Below are 15481 nucleotides of genomic sequence, written 5' to 3' on the forward strand. Positions count from 1 at the left end.
GAGGGGGGAGGGTTAGTAGGCGAGGGCGCGGTCGACGGCCTCGAGGATGCGATCGACGTCCGGCAGGTAGACGCCCTCGAGCTTCGCGGGCGGGAACGGAACGTCGAAGCCCGACACCCGCAGCACCGGCGCTTCGAGCGCGAAGTACGCGCGCTCCATCACGGTCGCAGCGACCTCGGAGCCGAGCGAGGTGAAGCCGGGCGCTTCCTGCGCATAGACCATCCGGCCCGTGCGACGCGCGGAATCGAGGATCGGCCCGTAGTCCACGGGCGACAGCGAGCGCAGGTCGATGACCTCGCACGAAACGCCCTCGCCCTCGGCGAGCGCAGCCGCCTGCAGCAGCATCGACACCATGGCGCCGTGTCCTACGAGCGTGACATCCGTGCCGCGACGGACGATGCGCGACGCGTGCAGCGGCACCGCACGCTGGGCCGTGTCGACCTCGCCCTTCATCCAGTACTTCGCCTTCGGCTCGAGGAAGATCACCGGGTCGGACGAGCGGACGGCATCCTGGATCATCCAGTACGCATCGTTCGGGGTCGACGGAGAGACCACCCTCAGTCCCGGGGTGTGGGTGAAGTATGCCTCGGGGCTCTCCTGGTGGTGCTCGATGGCGCCGATGTGGCCGCCGTAGGGGATGCGGATCACGACGGGCATGCTCAGCGCTCCCTCGTGACGGTTCGTGATCTTCGCAAGCTGCGAGGTGATCTGATCGAATGCCGGAAAGACGAATCCGTCGAACTGGATCTCGACCACGGATCGGAAGCCGGCCATCGCAAGACCGATCGCCGTGCCGACGATCCCCGACTCGGCCAGCGGGCTGTCGAGCACGCGCCGGTCGCCGAACTCGGCCTGCAGCCCCTCGGTCACGCGGAACACGCCACCGAGGCGGCCGATGTCCTCACCCATGAGCAGGACGCGGTCGTCGTCGGTCATCGCCGCGCGCAGTCCCTCGTTCAGGGCCTTGGCGAACGGCATGGTCAAGGTCGCTGTGCCGATCGAAGGGACGGTCACGAGGCTCCTCCCTCGAAAGCGGACTCATAGTCGGCGAGCCACCGTTCCTGCTCTGCCATCAGCGGGTGGAACTCGCTGTAGACATGCGCGAACATGTCGGATGCGTCGAGCCCGCCGAGCGCGTTGGTGCGCACGCGAACGTCGTCGGCGTAGGCCTGGGCTTCGGCATCCACTTCGTCGAAGAACACGGATGCCGCCCCCTTCGACTCGAGGTACGTCTTCAGGCGCACGATCGGATCGCGCTGCGCCCAGGAGTGCTCCTCGTCCGACGTTCGGTACTTCGTCGGGTCGTCGCTCGTCGTGTGCGCGCCCATCCGGTACGTGAGGGCTTCGATCGCCTGTGGGCCTCCGCCCGCACGCGCCGCGTCGAGCGCGACCCTGCTGACCGCATAGCTGGCGAGCACGTCGTTGCCGTCGACGAGAACCGATGGCATCCCGTAGCCCGCGGCCCGCTGATGCAGCGGCGCGCGGGACTGAGTTGCGACCGGGACGGAGATGGCCCACTGGTTGTTCTGCAAGAAGAAGACCTGCGGCGTGCGATAGCTGTTCGCGAAGACCATGGCCTCGTGCACGTCACCCTGGCTCGAAGCTCCGTCGCCGTAGTAGACGATGACGGCGGCGTCGGAATCAGGGTCGCCCGTACCGGTGCGCCCGTCGAAGACGAGCCCCATCCCGTAGCCGGTCGCGTGCAGCGTCTGCGAGCCCAGCACCAGGGCGTAGATGTGGGTATTGCCGTTGCGGGGATCGGTCGGATCCCACCCGCCGTGCGTGAGCCCGCGCATCACGCGGATGATGTCGATCGGGTCGACTCCCCGGGTCGTGGCGACGACGTGCTCGCGGTACGACGGGAAGATGTGGTCCTGCGGCCGGGTGGCACGCACCGAGCCGACCTGCGCAGCCTCCTGACCGAAGGACGGCGGCCAGAGCGCCAGCTGACCCTGACGCTGCAAGTGGGTGGCCTGCAGATCGAAGGCGCGCACCATGACCATGTCGCGATAGAACGTCTGCAGATCGTCGACTGCGAGCGCGTCGATCAGCGGCAGGTAGCGCTCCGCTTCGGGGCTGGGGGCGAATGTCCCGTCCGCCGCCAAGACACGTACGATTGCCGGATCGTCGGGCGGTGTCATGCGTTCACTCTACCGCGCAGGGTATGCGCGGTCCTTCTGCAGAACGGCGGTCGCGACCTCGACCACGCGGTCGAGCGACTCCTCCTCGCCGATCGAGATCCGCACTCCGTCATCCGCGAACGGGCGGACGATCACATCGGCGGCCTCGAAGGCGGCGGCAACCTCGAGTGTCCGATCTCCCGCAGGGAGCCAGACGAAGTTCCCCTGCGCGACGGGGACATCCCACCCTGCTTCCCGGAGGCGCGCTGCCAGGCGATCACGACGTCCGGCGATGAGGCGGACCCGCTCGAGCAGGTCGTCCTCGGCATCCAGACTCGCCAGGGCGGCCGCCTCGGCGCCGGCCGTGACCGACAGCGGGATGCTGGTGGTCTTCGCGGCCGAGAGGATGCGCGGGTCACCCACGGCGTATCCGATGCGAAGGCCCGCGAGGCCGTACGCCTTGGAGAATGTGCGCAGGACGACGACGTTCGGGTGTCCGGCGGCGATCACCCGGGCCCCGTCCACCGCGTCGGGATCGGTCACGAACTCCGCATATGCCTCGTCGAGCACGACCAGCACATCGACGGGCACGCGCCCGAGGAACGCGTCGAAATCGGCCTGCGTGACGACGGGCCCGGTCGGGTTGTTCGGACTGCAGACGATGACCATGCCGGTCCGGTCGGTGACGGCATCCGCCATGGCATCGAGATCGTGCCCGCCCGCCGGAGTGTTCGCCACGGTGATCGGCCGGGCATCGGCGGCGATCGCGAGGCCCGGATACGCCTCGAACGAGCGCCACGAGAAGAGCAGCTCATCACCCGGACCGCAGGTCGCGTGCGCCAGCTGGTAGAGGATGGAGACGGATCCGGCGCCGATGTGCACGGCGTCATCCGCCACGCCGAAGCGTGCGGCCAGGCGCGCCCGCAGCCGCGGCGAGGACGAATCCGGGTAGCGGTGGAATCCCGCGGCGGCCTGCATCGCTGCGACGACGCCGGGCAGCGGCTCGAACGGATTCTCGTTGCTCGACAGCTTGAAGGCGTCCGCCCCCGCTTGCTTTCCCTGCGCATAGGCGGGGTGGGCGGCGATGGCGGGGCGGATGCGGACGGGGTAGTCGGTCACACACCAATCCTAGGAGCGCCCGGAGAGAGCAGTGATGACACATGGTCGGTGGGGTGCCGTCCGTGAGGGCGCCGTGCCGGCGGCTACCCGCGGCGCGTCGCGTCGTACACCGTGACCTGCACCGACACGGCCTGCCCGAGTGCGTCGAAGATCGAACGCACCGGGCCCATCCGAGGGTCGGTCGACGCATCCAGCAGGGTCGCCGTCTCGACGTAGCGGGTCAGTGCGTGCGGCTCCATCGGCGCCTCGCCGTCCACGAGGGATGCCGGACTGCTGCGCTCGGCGACGAAGCTGTCGGCCGAGCCCGCCGATCCGGGGTGACCCCCGGCGGCGAGCGCGGCCACCGGATCGTCTCGGTGACGGATGTCGACGCTGAGGGTGTCCGGGCCGACCGCGACCTGCACTGGATCGCCGAACGTCACGAGCGCGGGCACCTCGTACACTCCGGATGCGGCGACGTGGGAAGCGACCATCGCGCCCTGGGAGTGCCCGGCGAGATACACGGTGTCACCCGGGTGCGCGCCGGCGGCGGCGATCGCGGCGATGGTCGCGTCGTACGAAGCGGATCGAGAGCCGGCGTACAGCTCGACGTTGGACGCCATGTCCCATGGTTCATCGTCGCTCGCGCCGACCTGAGTGCCCGCGACGTACGCGACGAACTGCGCCGACCCGGTGGCCATCGTGTACTTCTCGACCCGCACACGGCCCTCATCCCGGGGAATCCGGCGAGCCACGTCCGCCACGCCGGTGGGCACGGCACCGCGCGCCGATTCCACCGGGGTCACGGTGACCGGGCGCGGGGTGCCGCGCAGGGGAACGCCCCTGACAGCGCCCCGCCCGACGGCGTCGACCGCGACGGTACCCAGCAGCGCGATCGCCCCGCCCAGGACGCCGGCCATCTGACGGGTCACCCCGCCGGGCATGAGGAAGCCGAACCCGTCAACGGCCCCGCCGAGCTGCGTGACGACGCCCTCGCGTCGGCCGACCTGCCAGCCCATGATCTCGGCGACGGCGCGAACTGCGGCATCCGGATGCGTGGCTATCAGCTGCCCCGACACGAGGCGCAGCAGTGCCACGCGCTCGGCGTCGTTCATCGAGCGAGCCGTCTCGATCTGTATCCACAGCTCGACCAGCTCATAGGTATCGGCCATCGAGCGCAGCCCGCCGGCCAGCTCTGCTGCCTGCTCTCCGGCAGCGGCCGCCTGCGCCGTCGGCGTGAAGATCCAGACACCCGCGTCGTCGAGCACTCCGGCGAGCTCGGCCAAGAGCGCTCTGAGCCGGTCACCATCGTCTGCGAGCACTGCGAGCCGCGCCGCCGCGGAGCGCAGACTCTCGGTATCGACGGCGATGACACCGCCGCTGCGGATCTCGAGGTCGTCCGTCATCGACATGACGCATCGGCCAGGGACGCACGCTGGAGCGCCGCGACATCGCCCTCGGCGACATCGATCAGCAGCACGATCCGATCCAGCACACCAGACAGGTCGCCGATCGCAGCGCGGTAGTCGTCGGCTGCACGGGCCCGCCAGTCGGTCTCCGTGCCGAGCGCGCGTGCCCGACGACGCATGTCCACAGCATCCGCGTGGGCACTCTCGAGCAGTCGACGTGCGCGCGCGAGCGTGGCGGGCGAGGGCATGCATGCATCCGGATTCATCTGCCCAGACTGTCCGGGCATGGCAGCACGCGGATGCCGGCGGTCGCCTTCCGTGGAGAACCCGCGCACGCGGCGCCCTGGGGAGGAGGATCCACCCTCGCGAACGCGCGCCCCGGGGGCCACAATGGGGAGCGTGCCCCGCGCCACCTCTCCCTTCCGTGTGGTCTTCGTCTGCACGGGCAACATCTGCCGTTCGCCGATGGCCGAGATCGCCTTCCGCGGCTTCGCGGAGCGCGCCGGAATGGGCGATCTCGTCACATCGAGCAGCGCTGGCACGGGGGACTGGCACGTCGGGGAGCGCGCCGACGCGCGCACGATCGACGCACTCGCGCGCCTCGGATATGACGGCGGGAACCACCGCGCCCGCCAGTTCACACTCGACGACTTCGATCGGCACGACCTGATCGTCGCCCTCGACCGATCTCACGAGCGGATCCTCGCGAGTTGGGCGCGGACCCCCGCCGACGCCGACAAGCTCGCAGTCTTGCTGTCGTTCGATGCATCGGCGGGGGGCAACCTCGACGTACCCGACCCCTACTACGCTGACCCGCCGATGTTCGATGAGGTGCTCGGTATGATCGAAAGCGCGAGCCGTGCGCTCTTCCGGCAGCTCGAACCGGCCCTTCGGACGACTGCCCTCTGAGATCTCCGGTCGACGCCCGAGCGCCCGCCACCCCGATCGGAGCTTCGTGACCTCTCTGCCGCCCCAGCCGCTCAGTCCTCTCGACGGACGCTACCGCGCCGTCGTCGCCCCGCTCGCCGACTACCTGTCGGAAGCCGGCCTCAATCGCGCCCGCGTCGAGGTGGAGGTCGAGTGGATCCTCGCCCTCACCGACCGGTCGCTGTTCGGCTCGACCCGGTTGACGGATGCCGAGAAGGAGGCCCTGCGGGGCCTCTACCGTGACTTCGGCGAGGCCGAGATCCAGTGGCTGGCCGAGACGGAGGCCGTCACCCGTCACGACGTGAAGGCGATCGAGTATCTCGTCCGCGACCGGCTGTCCTCGCTCGGGCTCGACCGCATCGCCGAGCTCACGCATTTCGCCTGCACGAGCGAAGACATCAACTCCGCCTCCTACGCCCTGACGATCCGGCGCGCCGTCGAACGGGTCTGGCTGCCGAAGCTCCGTTCCGTGATCGACGCGGTCGAAGGTCTCGCCGCTCAGCATCGCGACGCCGCCATGCTCTCACGCACACACGGGCAGCCGGCTACTCCGTCGACGATGGGCAAGGAGCTCGCCGTCTTCGCGTGGCGCCTGGAACGCGTGGCACGCCAGATCGAGACCGGCGAGTACCTTGCGAAGTTCTCCGGCGCGACCGGCACCTGGTCGGCGCATCTCGCGGCGGCTCCCGACGTGGACTGGCCCGCACTGTCCCGCGCGTTCATCGAGGGCCTCGGCATCGACTTCAACGTTCTGACGACCCAGATCGAATCACACGATTGGCAGGTCGAGCTGTACGACCGCGTGCGGCACGCCGGCGGCATCCTGCACAACCTCGCGACCGACATCTGGACCTACATCTCGATGGGATTCTTCGCGCAGATCCCGATCGCGGGCGCGACGGGCTCATCGACCATGCCGCACAAGATCAATCCGATCCGGTTCGAGAATGCCGAGGCGAACTTCGAGATCTCGGGGGGCCTGCTCCAGACCCTGTCTCAGACCCTCGTCACTTCACGGATGCAGCGAGACCTGACCGATTCGACGACGCAGCGCAACATCGGCGTGGCGTTCGGGCACTCACTGCTGGCGCTCGAGAACCTGCAGCGCGGGCTGACCGAGATCTCGCTGTCGCGCGACGCGCTTGCGGCCGACCTCGACGCCAACTGGGAAGTGCTCGCCGAGGCGATCCAGACCGTCGTGCGCGCCGAGATCGTCGCCGGCCGCTCGCAGATCACCGACCCCTACGCACTGCTGAAGGAGCTCACCCGCGGCCGGCGCGTCGGTGGAGCGGAGCTGGCGGAGTTCGTGCAAGGCCTGGATATCGGCGATGACGCGAAGGCGCGCCTGCGCTCGCTGACTCCCGCAACCTACATCGGCCTGGCCGAGCGCCTGGTCGACGAACTCGGGTGACCTACTGGTCGGGATGGTCGGGATGGTCGTCCGACTCGTCCTTCGGGTACAGCACGGGCCGATCGATCTGCTTGCTGACCTGGGCCGGGTCGACGGCCAGCATCAGCAACGCGATGATCACGAGCGTCGCGATGAACGCGATGCCCGCGACCACCAGCGCGACAGCGGCGACCTGCCCGCGCTGAGGGTCGGTGAGGTCCTGGAAGAAGCCCATCGACACCAGCGCGATGATCCCGGCGAACAGGGCCGCCGCGAAGGCGAACCCGAGCAGCTGCACAGGTTTCATGAGGTCGCGTCGGCGGGTGGGTCGCTGCTCGCTCATGCGGATTCTCCTACAGATTGTTCGGTGGGTTGCGCCGGGCCCGCCCCGGGCTCGCGTTTCGGCGAGAACCCGGCGATCCCGAGGAAGACGGCGACGAGCGCCGCGTATCCGCCGAAGATGCCGACACCGATCGCAATCCCGGTCAGCGCGAACGATCCGGCCCCGTCGATGACGTAGTCCAGCCGGTACGCCGGGTCGACGACCAGCAAGCCGACGCCGAGTGCGATCGTGAATGCGCCGATCAGCACGGCATCCCGCGAGTCGGGGACGCCCGTGCGGAGCCCGCGAATGCCGAAGGCCGCCTCGGCGATGCCGGTCGCGAGCGCCCACGTGATCACGAGGGCGAAGAAGAGCGTCGTCGAGCGGATGCCGGGGAGGCCCCCGATCATGCCGGCGAGCATCGTGAGCACGCCGACGAGCACCGGAAGCGCGCGGCGTCCCCGCGGGTGGGCGAGACCGGCGCCCAGCAACAGCACGAGGCCGGTCGCGACAGCCCAGCCGCTGAAGACGGCGAGCCCCACCTCGGCCGAATGGTCGGCCGAGAAGGTGATCATGATCGCCGCGACGGCTGCGAAGAGGGCGCGGCCGACCTGCACGTGACGCACCTCGAAGGTGCGAGCGGGGGTTTCGGGCACCGCCCCAGTCTATTCCGCGCGGCGCTCACCGCCGACTGCGCCGGTTGCCACCGAGCGCGCCGAACAGGCTGCGTGCACAACCGGCGCCGTGGGGGCGAACCCGCGCGCTCGGCGGCGCGGCGCTACCCGGCGGCCTTCGCCACGAGGGCGCGGAGGTTCTTCTCAGCGGCTGCAGTGACCTCGATGACCGCGAAGGATGTCGCCCACATCTCGCCGTCGTCGAGCAACGCGTCCTCCTGAAACCCGACGGTCCCGTACCGGGCGCCGAACTTCGCTGCGGGCTGGTAGAACACCACGACCTTGCCCTCGCGGGCGTACGAGGGGAAGCCGTACCAGGTCTTCGGCTCGAGGTGCGGGGCCACTTCGGCGACGATGCGGTGCAGGGCGGTGGCGACCTCCTTGTCCGTGCCGGTCAGTGCGTCGATCACCTCGACGCACGCCTCGAACTCCTTCGCGAGTCGCGCGGCACCGCGGAGTCCCTTCGTCGATCGCAACTCGTCGGCGCGCTGCCTCATCGCAGCGCGTTCGTCGGCGCTGAAGCCGCTCGTCGTGTCAGGCATGGGTGTTCTCCGTCTTCTCCGTGTTCCGCGGGGTGCGGATGAGCGTGGTGTCGCGGGATGCCGTCAGCCTCGGCCGCGCGGACCGATCCGGCTCCGCGCACTCCTGCGGGGCCTCATCCGCGAAGCTCCTCGATGACCCGCAGCACCTCGAGAGTACGCTGCTGGTCGGATGCGGCATCGGCTTCTCCCCGCACGAGCCCGGCGAAGCGGGCGACCTCGTAGACCATGTTGTTCTCAGCGCCGTCGATCCGGCGCTCGACGCGGGTGCCGTCGAGACGCGTGAGGGTGATCAGGCGCGGCTGGGTGATCTCGTCGATCGTCAGGGTTCCCGCCTCCCCCTGGATCTCGTTCGCCCGGGCTGAGAAGCCGATCTTCGAGAACGCGATCTGCGCGACCATGCCGGGATAGGTGAGGGTCGCCGCGCCCGCGCCGTCGGCACCGGTGGCGATCGCCACGAGGCTTCCGGCGACAGCGCCCGGGGCACCGAACAGCGTGATCACCGCGGACAGCGGGTAGACCCCGAGGTCGAAGGCCGCGCCCCCCGCGAGCGCCGGGTCGAAGATGTTGGGCTTCTCGCCGGCGAGGACCAGGTCGTAGCGGGCCGAGCGCTGACACTGCGCGAACGAGACGAGCCGCACCTCGCCGATCTCGGGCAGGAGCTCCCGCGCGGCGACCATGCCGGGGTCGTAGACGTTGCGCATGCCCTCGAAGACCACGACGTCACGGGCGGATGCAGCATCCATCAACGCGGCGAACTCGTCGGCCGTCGGCGTCGCCGGCTTCTCGAGGAAGACGTGCACACCGGCCTCGATCGCGCGGCGCGCCTGGGCGGCGTGCGCACCGTTCGGCGAGCCCACGTACACGGCGTCGACCGTGCCGGACGCCAGAAGGCCGTCGAGGTCGTCCGAGACCTCCGCGACGCCCATCTTGCCGGCGAACACCTGACCCCGGCGGCGGTCACGGGAGAAGACGACATCGACGCGGATGCCGTCGTTGTGCCCGACGGCGTCGATGAACCGTTCCGTGATGGCACTGGTGCCGATGGTGGCGAGTCTGATCACGGTGCCACGATAGGGCACCGTCTTCGCAGACCCGTCGATTCTGCCGCGTCAGTCGACGACGCTGATCTCTTTCCAGAACGCGACGTAGCCGCTGAAGTCCTTGCCGACCCGGTCGAATGCCGTCGGGTACGGATGCGGGTAGGCCCACGCGCGATCCTGCAGCGTGGCCTCGCCGTCGCGGACGGAATAGTACTGGCACTCGCCCTTCCACGGGCACGTGTACGGGGTGGGGCTCTCGCTCAGCAGATCCCACGCCACACTCGACGGCGGAAAGTACCAATTGCCCTCGATCGAGATGAGGTCGTCCTTCTGCGCCTCGGCCACCACGGTGTCACCCAACATTGCGCGCATGTGCGCCTCCCTCTGTCCGCATCCAGCGTCTCCCGGAATGCCCGGGCATGCAAGGGCTACGCGGAACCCTCTCTCGAGTGCCCAGCACTCCGCCTGTGAGCCCAGGTGTTCTGTTGGCCTGGCGGGTCCGCGCCTGAGACGCCACCGCTCGTTCGCGCCACTGTCTGTCGGCACTTTGGGGGACAGGGCCGCGGCATCCGAGGTAGGCGCAGGATGCCGCAGCAAATCGCCGCCGCCCCCGGGCTACAGGTCGCTTGACGCGGCCTGCTTCGGCGGCGCACGCTGAGTGATCGGGGAAAGCCCGCCCTCCATTCGTTATTCGTTCGCGAACACGTTCGAGAGAATCGATTGTGAACTCCTCCGAACTCCACTCACCGTCAGGCGAACAGACCCTATGAACAGCGACGTCGTCTCCTGGGACTTCGACGTTCCCCCGGAATGGTTCAAGATTCCACTCGACGAAGATCTCGACACCCGGAGGTGGGCGGGCGAGTTCGCAGAGGAAATGGCGGAGTTCCTCAACGTCGACGGTCCGATCGAGAGCCTCGCTGACGCTCTCTACGACGCGCAGTCGCAGATGTCGCGACGTCACGACCCGTGGCTCACCGCACTCGTCGCGGCACGCTCTGGGCCCCCGATCTCGATCGGCGCGGTCATCACGGCTCGGCTGCTTGAGCGCGATTCGGACGACACCCCCGAATCGCTCGAGGTGCAGATGCGGCGGGACGCCGAGCAGATGGAGCCGGGCTCGACGTCGCACGACCTGGTCTTATGGCACGATCGCTCCGATGCGGGAGACTACGTCGGCATGACCCAGCGCATCGAACATGCCGGAGACGGGGCCGAGTCCAGCACGCTCTCGGAGCGCGCTGTCTACGTCGTGTTCCCACCAGAGAGCGCCAACGTCGTGCGGTTCGAGTTCACCACCGCCGAGCTCGGCTACTTCGCTGACATCAGGCGAGAGACCGAACTTGTGGTGCGCACCCTGAGTGTGACGCTGGACCGGGAAAGCGAACCGTGGAGCGACCGCGTCGGGCGGATGGGATCGCGGGACCGGCCGGGAAACCGCGTTGGCGTCGGCAACCGGCCTGCGATCGTGCCGGTCGCGCTGATCGCGTTCGGGATCATGCTCGCCCTGATGGGCGTCGCGTCCATCGCTCATCTCTACGTGCTCGGCATGCGCGGGCTCGAACTCGAGGGGATCTACCCATTCCTCAGGGGCGGCGAGGTTGACACCGCCTTGCCCGGTGCGCTGCTTCTGCTTGCCGCGGTCCCACTGTTTATCGGGGTGCTGCTGTGGCGCGCCTCGTGGAGCGTCGAGTACGGCGGGTTCTGGCGTGGCGGCAGTGTCCGCACCGTCGCACCGCCGCTGCCGGTGTGGGCGCTCATGCTGTGGCTTCTGGCGCCGCTGACGGCTTGGACGGCTCTCGTCCTGATCCCCGCCCGCGCGCGCGAGGGTGCGTACGCGTCAGCGTCCGAGGACTTCTGGATGCTCGCGGGCTTCTACGGTTTCGTCGCCGCGGCGATCGGAGGCGTGCTGCTGATGTCCCTGATGAAGCGCGCGGTGTTCGCGCGCGCCGCCTCGCGTGGGCTGGTCGCCCCGGAGCGCGGTCGCGTGTTCTGGAAGGTGGTCTCCGGCGGGTGGCGCGTCGAGTCGTGGTGCGCCGGCCTCGCCGTCGGGTTCGCCGGGATCCTGCCCCTCTTCGCCGCCGACCCCGTCGCCGTGACGGTGATGGCCGTCATCGCGGCCGTGCTCGCCGTGCTCGGCGTGCTGTTCGGACTGGGTTCGTGGCGGACCGGCGAACCCATCGGCTACGGCGAGTCGTTCGCCTGACCCCATCCGCGTCCATCTCGCGTCCGCCATCTGCGAGCGGAGGAGCGCCTGACGGGCTGTCGCAGGCCTCGAGCATGCCCGTCAGCCCTCAGCCGTGGAGTATCGGCAGTCGACACAGAATGCCCGGGAACACAGAATGCCCGGGACCGCACGGTCCCGGGCATTCTGTGTTCGGGCACTCACTTGACGGGTTGGGGCTCTTTGCTCTCGTGCGCCTGCAACACCGGTGACGTGCTCTGCGTTCCGACCTCGATCTTGCGAGGCTTTGCCCTCTCGCTCACCGGGATGTTCACGTGCAGCACCCCATTGTCGTAGTTCGCAGTGATGCGCTCGGTGTCGATCCCCTCGCCGAGGTTGAGCTGACGCAGGAAGCTCGCCGCCTCGCGCTCGCGCGTGATCCACTTGACGCCCTCGCGTTCGTCGAGCGTGCGCTCGGCGCGAATCGTCAGCAGCTGGCCGTCGACGTCGATGTCCACCGAACCCGGGTCGATGCCCGGCAGATCGGCGGTCAGCACGTAGTGGTCCTTGTCGCGGTACAGGTCCATCGGCATCCTGCGGGGTCCGCGTCGGGGGTCGAAGAGGCTCGACGCGAAGCGGTCGAGCTCACGGAACGGGTCGTATGTGGCCATGATGCATCTCCTTGTCGCAGGGCCGGGCACGTGCGCCCGGCGGTGTCAGTCCATAGTTGAGTCCCCACGACTCAACTATGTTCAGATTAGCACTCACCGGGGGAGAGTGCCAATGGTGGCTCGGGCGGCGATGATGCTTCCGGTCGTGTGGGCCGGGGGCCTCCACGCTACGGTCGTCGGTAGAGGGTCGGAAGGGAGCGAGATGGCCGTCGAGGTGATCGGACTGACGAAGCGGTACCGCGAGAAGGTCGCCGTCGATGACATCTCGTTCTCCGTCGCCGACGGCGGTGTCTTCGCGTTCGTCGGCACCAACGGGGCCGGCAAGTCCACGACGATCGGGTGTCTGACCACCGTGCTCCCGTTCGACGCGGGCGAAGTGAGGGTGAAGGGATATGACGTTCGGAGGGACGCCGAGCGCGTGCGTGAGGCGATCGGCGTGGTCTTCCAGCAATCGCTTCTCGACCCGCTGCTGACCGTGCGAGAGAACCTGCGGCTGCGCGGGCGCCTCTCGGGAGTACCGCGGTCTTCGCTCGATGCGAAGATCGCGACCGTGTCGGACATGATCGGTGTCGACGATTTCCTCGATCAGCGCTATGGGAGGCTGTCGGGCGGCCAGCAACGTCGAGCAGACATCGCCCGCGCCCTGCTGCACGAACCTGCGGTGCTGTTTCTCGACGAACCCACTGCCGGGTTGGACCCCGCGAGCCGCGCGCTCGTCTGGCGGACTCTGCACGAGCTGAGCGGTAGCGAGGATCTCACGATCTTCCTCACGACCCACTACCTCGAAGAGACAGAGGAGGCCGTCCGCGTGTGCATCATCGACGACGGCCGGATCATCGCCGACGACACACCGGCGCGCTTGCGCGCGCAGCACACTCGCAGCACCCTCACGGTCACGGTCGACGACCCCGACGAGCTCATGGCAAAGGCGCGCGCGATCGGCGCGGACCCCGCGCGCGACGGCGATGTCGTCGAGATCGGTGTCGCGGGGGCCGACGTCGCCCGCCGGCTGTTGGCCGCGCACGGCGACCGGGTCCGCGATTTCGAGTTCCGGCACGGCCGCATGGATGACGTCTTCCTCGCGCTGACAGGGCGCTCCGCCGAGGGTCCGGCATGAGCACCGTCGCCGCGATCGTCGGACGCAACCTGCGGCTCTTCTTCCGCGACCGGATGAACGTGTTCTTCTCGCTCCTGGGGGCGATCATCCTGTTCGCGCTCTACACGCTGTTCCTCGGCAACCTCCAGACCGCGGGCCTCGCCGACTCCATCCCCGGCGCGACGCCGAGCGAGGTGCAGGCATTCGTCGACAGCTGGATGTTCGCGGGGATCGTGCTGATCACGACCGTCACGACCGGCCTCGGAGGGCTCGCGGTGCTCGTAGACGACGACCAGAGCGGCCGTTTCCGCGATTTCCTCGTCGCGCCGCTCCGGCGCGGCCAGCTCGCGCTCGGCTACCTGCTCGCTGCCGTGGTCATCGCGATCATGCTGTCGATGGTCGTCCTGGTCGCCAGCATCCTGTACCTCGGTGTCGTGCGCGGCGTATGGCTGAACATCCCGGCCATCGGTCGCGCGATCACGCTCGTCATCCTGTCGTGCGTCGCGTTCACCGCGCTGTCGGCACTCATCGTGTCGTTCGTGCGCACGAACGGCGCGTTCTCAGGGCTCGCGACGATCGTCGGCACGGTGCTCGGCTTCATCGCCGCGGCCTACATCCCGATCGGCGTGTTCCCCGAAGCGGTCGCGTCCGTCGTCGCCGCTCTCCCGTTCGCGCAAGCAGGGATGCTGTTGCGCCGGGAGTTCTCGGGTGAGACGCTCGCCACCATGACCGCAGACGCCCCGGGCGCAGTCGACGCGCTGCGCGCCATGTATGGCCTCGATCTGCAAATCGGAACCTGGCCGGTACCGGCGTGGTTCGTCGTCATGATCCTCGCCGGCATCGCCATCACCTGCACAGCACTGTCAGCGGCACGGATCCGCGGCCGCATCCGCTGACGCCTCCGGCATCCGCCAACCAGCTCTCCATGATCGAGGGTGTAGGCGGTTGACCAGGGGGCTCCGGACCGGCCCGAACCGGTCCGCCCGAATGTCATGTGGGCACCATCCCGACGGTGGTGACGTGTCGGATGGACACATCGAAAGGGAAAAACAAGTACTAACGCAACTCGGAATGCCCCGGCAATAGGTCAGCATCTGCTGTATAGTCAGCGTGTGCCGACGATAACCTCCGGTCAGGCTGTCATGAGCCGTCTCGGCCGGGCGATGGCCGATCCGGTGCGTTCGCGAATTCTCATGACGTTGCTCGACGGACCGAGCTACCCGGCGGTGCTCGCTCGAGATCTCGAACTCACGAGGTCGAACGTGTCGAACCATCTGGCGTGCCTGCGGGACTGCGGCATCGTGGTGACCGAGTCCGAGGGGCGGCAGACCCGATACGAGATCGCGGACCCGCACCTGACGCGCGCGCTGAACTCCCTGGTCGAGGTGACGCTCGCGGTGGACGAGAGCGCGCCGTGCATCGACCCAGCCTGCCCGGTTCCGGGATGTTGCGGCGAAACGGCCCGATGAATAAGGAGATCTCGACCGAACGTCGGGCGACGTTGTATCGACGCGTCCGGTGGATCGTGGGCTTCACGATCAGCTACAACGTGCTCGAGGGGATCATCGCGATCTCCGCCGGAGCCGACGCCTCATCTGCGGCACTCATCGGGTTCGGTCTGGACTCGTTCATCGAAGTGTCCTCGGCGGCGGCCGTCACGTGGCAGTTCACGAGGAGGGACCCCGAACGCTGGGAGCAGCCGACCGTCCGCGCCATAGGCATCGCGTTCTTCGCCCTCGCCGCGTACGTGAGCTTCGACGCGATCCTCGCCCTCACCGGCTTCGAACCCGTCGAGCACAGCCCGCTCGGCATCGGCATCGCCGTCGCGAGCCTGGTCGTCATGCCCGCTCTCGCCTGGGTGCAGTTCCGGACCGGCCGCGAACTCGGCTCAAAGAGCGTGCAGGCGGACGCGAAGCAACTGCTGCTGTGCATATACCTCTCCGGCACCGTGCTGATCGGCCTGCTGCTGAACACCCTGTTCGGCTGGATGTGGGCCGACTCGGTCGCCGCGCTCGTGGTCGCAGCCCT

The 15481-nt window shown here is 68.6% G+C and carries 18 protein-coding genes; 7 read left to right on the forward strand and 11 right to left on the reverse strand.

What is annotated here, in order from left to right:
* Positions 1-12: 12 nt before the first annotated feature.
* The 5 genes from QZV81_RS01525 to QZV81_RS01545 all read right to left on the reverse strand — a co-directional run bounded on the left by QZV81_RS01525 (position 13) and on the right by QZV81_RS01545 (position 4875).
* Positions 13-978 carry an alpha-ketoacid dehydrogenase subunit beta gene (locus tag QZV81_RS01525; RefSeq protein ID WP_292831472.1) on the reverse strand — a complete coding sequence of 322 codons (966 nt, stop codon included), beginning with the start codon at positions 976-978 and terminating at the stop codon, positions 13-15.
* A 32-nt stretch (positions 979-1010) separates the two neighbouring features.
* The gene (locus tag QZV81_RS01530; RefSeq protein ID WP_292831434.1) at positions 1011-2141 is read right to left on the reverse strand and encodes a thiamine pyrophosphate-dependent dehydrogenase E1 component subunit alpha; all 1131 of its coding nucleotides are present in this window, start codon (positions 2139-2141) and stop codon (positions 1011-1013) included.
* A 9-nt stretch (positions 2142-2150) separates the two neighbouring features.
* Positions 2151-3239, reverse strand: coding sequence for a histidinol-phosphate transaminase (locus tag QZV81_RS01535; protein ID WP_292831438.1), 1089 nt, complete (start codon positions 3237-3239; stop codon positions 2151-2153).
* Between the two features lie 83 nt (positions 3240-3322).
* Positions 3323-4630, reverse strand: a complete 1308-nt coding sequence (locus tag QZV81_RS01540) for a hypothetical protein (RefSeq protein ID WP_292831441.1) — start codon at positions 4628-4630, stop codon at positions 3323-3325.
* A complete protein-coding gene (locus tag QZV81_RS01545; protein ID WP_292831444.1) occupies positions 4621-4875 on the reverse strand; it encodes a hypothetical protein in 255 nt (84 codons plus the stop codon). The genes QZV81_RS01540 and QZV81_RS01545 overlap by 10 nt, the downstream gene beginning before the upstream one ends.
* 142 nt (positions 4876-5017) lie before the next feature.
* Between QZV81_RS01545 and QZV81_RS01550 the strand changes: the two genes are divergently transcribed.
* Positions 5018-5536 (forward strand): low molecular weight protein-tyrosine-phosphatase, encoded by a 519-nt coding sequence (locus QZV81_RS01550; RefSeq protein ID WP_292831447.1) that lies wholly within the window; start codon positions 5018-5020, stop codon positions 5534-5536.
* A gap of 46 nt (positions 5537-5582) precedes the next feature.
* Complete coding sequence (purB, locus tag QZV81_RS01555) at positions 5583-6965, forward strand: adenylosuccinate lyase (protein WP_292831450.1); 1383 nt, start codon at positions 5583-5585, stop codon at positions 6963-6965.
* Position 6966: 1 nt separating this feature from the next.
* Here the strand turns inward: purB and QZV81_RS01560 are convergent, their stop codons facing one another.
* From QZV81_RS01560 to QZV81_RS01580, 5 genes are all read right to left on the reverse strand, one after another.
* Positions 6967-7287: an amino acid transporter gene (locus QZV81_RS01560; RefSeq protein WP_292831453.1), complete on the reverse strand. Its 321-nt coding sequence runs from the start codon at positions 7285-7287 to the stop codon at positions 6967-6969.
* The gene (locus QZV81_RS01565; RefSeq protein WP_292831456.1) at positions 7284-7922 is read right to left on the reverse strand and encodes an acyl-CoA synthetase; all 639 of its coding nucleotides are present in this window, start codon (positions 7920-7922) and stop codon (positions 7284-7286) included. The genes QZV81_RS01560 and QZV81_RS01565 overlap by 4 nt, the downstream gene beginning before the upstream one ends.
* Before the next feature lie 122 nt (positions 7923-8044).
* On the reverse strand, positions 8045-8482 hold the full coding sequence (locus tag QZV81_RS01570; RefSeq protein WP_292831459.1) for a hypothetical protein: 438 nt from the start codon (positions 8480-8482) through the stop codon (positions 8045-8047).
* A gap of 113 nt (positions 8483-8595) precedes the next feature.
* Positions 8596-9543: a Gfo/Idh/MocA family oxidoreductase gene (locus QZV81_RS01575; protein WP_292831462.1), complete on the reverse strand. Its 948-nt coding sequence runs from the start codon at positions 9541-9543 to the stop codon at positions 8596-8598.
* A 48-nt stretch (positions 9544-9591) separates the two neighbouring features.
* Positions 9592-9894 carry a DUF427 domain-containing protein gene (locus QZV81_RS01580; protein ID WP_292831465.1) on the reverse strand — a complete coding sequence of 101 codons (303 nt, stop codon included), beginning with the start codon at positions 9892-9894 and terminating at the stop codon, positions 9592-9594.
* Positions 9895-10288: 394 nt separating this feature from the next.
* Between QZV81_RS01580 and QZV81_RS01585 the strand changes: the two genes are divergently transcribed.
* Entirely contained in the window at positions 10289-11728 is a 1440-nt protein-coding gene (locus tag QZV81_RS01585) for a hypothetical protein (protein ID WP_292831467.1), read from the forward strand.
* A gap of 179 nt (positions 11729-11907) precedes the next feature.
* Here the strand turns inward: QZV81_RS01585 and QZV81_RS01590 are convergent, their stop codons facing one another.
* On the reverse strand, positions 11908-12357 hold the full coding sequence (locus QZV81_RS01590) for an Hsp20/alpha crystallin family protein (RefSeq protein WP_292831468.1): 450 nt from the start codon (positions 12355-12357) through the stop codon (positions 11908-11910).
* Positions 12358-12559: 202 nt separating this feature from the next.
* Between QZV81_RS01590 and QZV81_RS01595 the strand changes: the two genes are divergently transcribed.
* The 4 genes from QZV81_RS01595 to QZV81_RS01610 form a co-directional block, all read left to right on the forward strand.
* Positions 12560-13474 carry an ABC transporter ATP-binding protein gene (locus tag QZV81_RS01595; RefSeq protein ID WP_292831469.1) on the forward strand — a complete coding sequence of 305 codons (915 nt, stop codon included), beginning with the start codon at positions 12560-12562 and terminating at the stop codon, positions 13472-13474.
* Positions 13471-14349 (forward strand): ABC transporter permease, encoded by an 879-nt coding sequence (locus tag QZV81_RS01600; RefSeq protein WP_292831470.1) that lies wholly within the window; start codon positions 13471-13473, stop codon positions 14347-14349. The genes QZV81_RS01595 and QZV81_RS01600 overlap by 4 nt, the downstream gene beginning before the upstream one ends.
* A gap of 246 nt (positions 14350-14595) precedes the next feature.
* The gene (locus tag QZV81_RS01605; RefSeq protein WP_292831473.1) at positions 14596-14922 is read left to right on the forward strand and encodes a metalloregulator ArsR/SmtB family transcription factor; all 327 of its coding nucleotides are present in this window, start codon (positions 14596-14598) and stop codon (positions 14920-14922) included.
* On the forward strand, positions 14919-15481 hold a 563-nt coding region (locus QZV81_RS01610), incomplete at its 3' end, for a cation transporter (RefSeq protein WP_292831471.1). The genes QZV81_RS01605 and QZV81_RS01610, both read left to right, overlap by 4 nt.

Origin of the sequence: Microbacterium sp. (assembly GCF_011620665.1) — a bacterium.
In the GTDB taxonomy this organism is placed as follows: Bacteria; Actinomycetota; Actinomycetes; order Actinomycetales; family Microbacteriaceae; genus Microbacterium.

What these genes read in the sequence shown, in the direction of transcription:
- QZV81_RS01570 (WP_292831459.1), bottom strand. Translation starts at nt 8,482, where the DNA reads ATGCCTGACACGACGAGCGGCTTCAGCGCCGACGAACGCGCTGCGATG.
- QZV81_RS01525 (WP_292831472.1), bottom strand. Translation starts at nt 978, where the DNA reads ATGCCGTTCGCCAAGGCCCTGAACGAGGGACTGCGCGCGGCGATGACC.
- QZV81_RS01560 (WP_292831453.1), bottom strand. Translation starts at nt 7,287, where the DNA reads ATGAGCGAGCAGCGACCCACCCGCCGACGCGACCTCATGAAACCTGTG.
- QZV81_RS01590 (WP_292831468.1), bottom strand. Translation starts at nt 12,357, where the DNA reads ATGGCCACATACGACCCGTTCCGTGAGCTCGACCGCTTCGCGTCGAGC.
- QZV81_RS01545 (WP_292831444.1), bottom strand. Translation starts at nt 4,875, where the DNA reads ATGCCCTCGCCCGCCACGCTCGCGCGCGCACGTCGACTGCTCGAGAGT.
- QZV81_RS01605 (WP_292831473.1), top strand. Translation starts at nt 14,596, where the DNA reads ATGAGCCGTCTCGGCCGGGCGATGGCCGATCCGGTGCGTTCGCGAATT.
- QZV81_RS01550 (WP_292831447.1), top strand. Translation starts at nt 5,018, where the DNA reads ATGGGGAGCGTGCCCCGCGCCACCTCTCCCTTCCGTGTGGTCTTCGTC.
- QZV81_RS01530 (WP_292831434.1), bottom strand. Translation starts at nt 2,141, where the DNA reads ATGACACCGCCCGACGATCCGGCAATCGTACGTGTCTTGGCGGCGGAC.
- QZV81_RS01540 (WP_292831441.1), bottom strand. Translation starts at nt 4,630, where the DNA reads ATGTCGATGACGGACGACCTCGAGATCCGCAGCGGCGGTGTCATCGCC.
- QZV81_RS01600 (WP_292831470.1), top strand. Translation starts at nt 13,471, where the DNA reads ATGAGCACCGTCGCCGCGATCGTCGGACGCAACCTGCGGCTCTTCTTC.
- QZV81_RS01585 (WP_292831467.1), top strand. Translation starts at nt 10,289, where the DNA reads ATGAACAGCGACGTCGTCTCCTGGGACTTCGACGTTCCCCCGGAATGG.
- QZV81_RS01580 (WP_292831465.1), bottom strand. Translation starts at nt 9,894, where the DNA reads ATGCGCGCAATGTTGGGTGACACCGTGGTGGCCGAGGCGCAGAAGGAC.
- QZV81_RS01595 (WP_292831469.1), top strand. Translation starts at nt 12,560, where the DNA reads ATGGCCGTCGAGGTGATCGGACTGACGAAGCGGTACCGCGAGAAGGTC.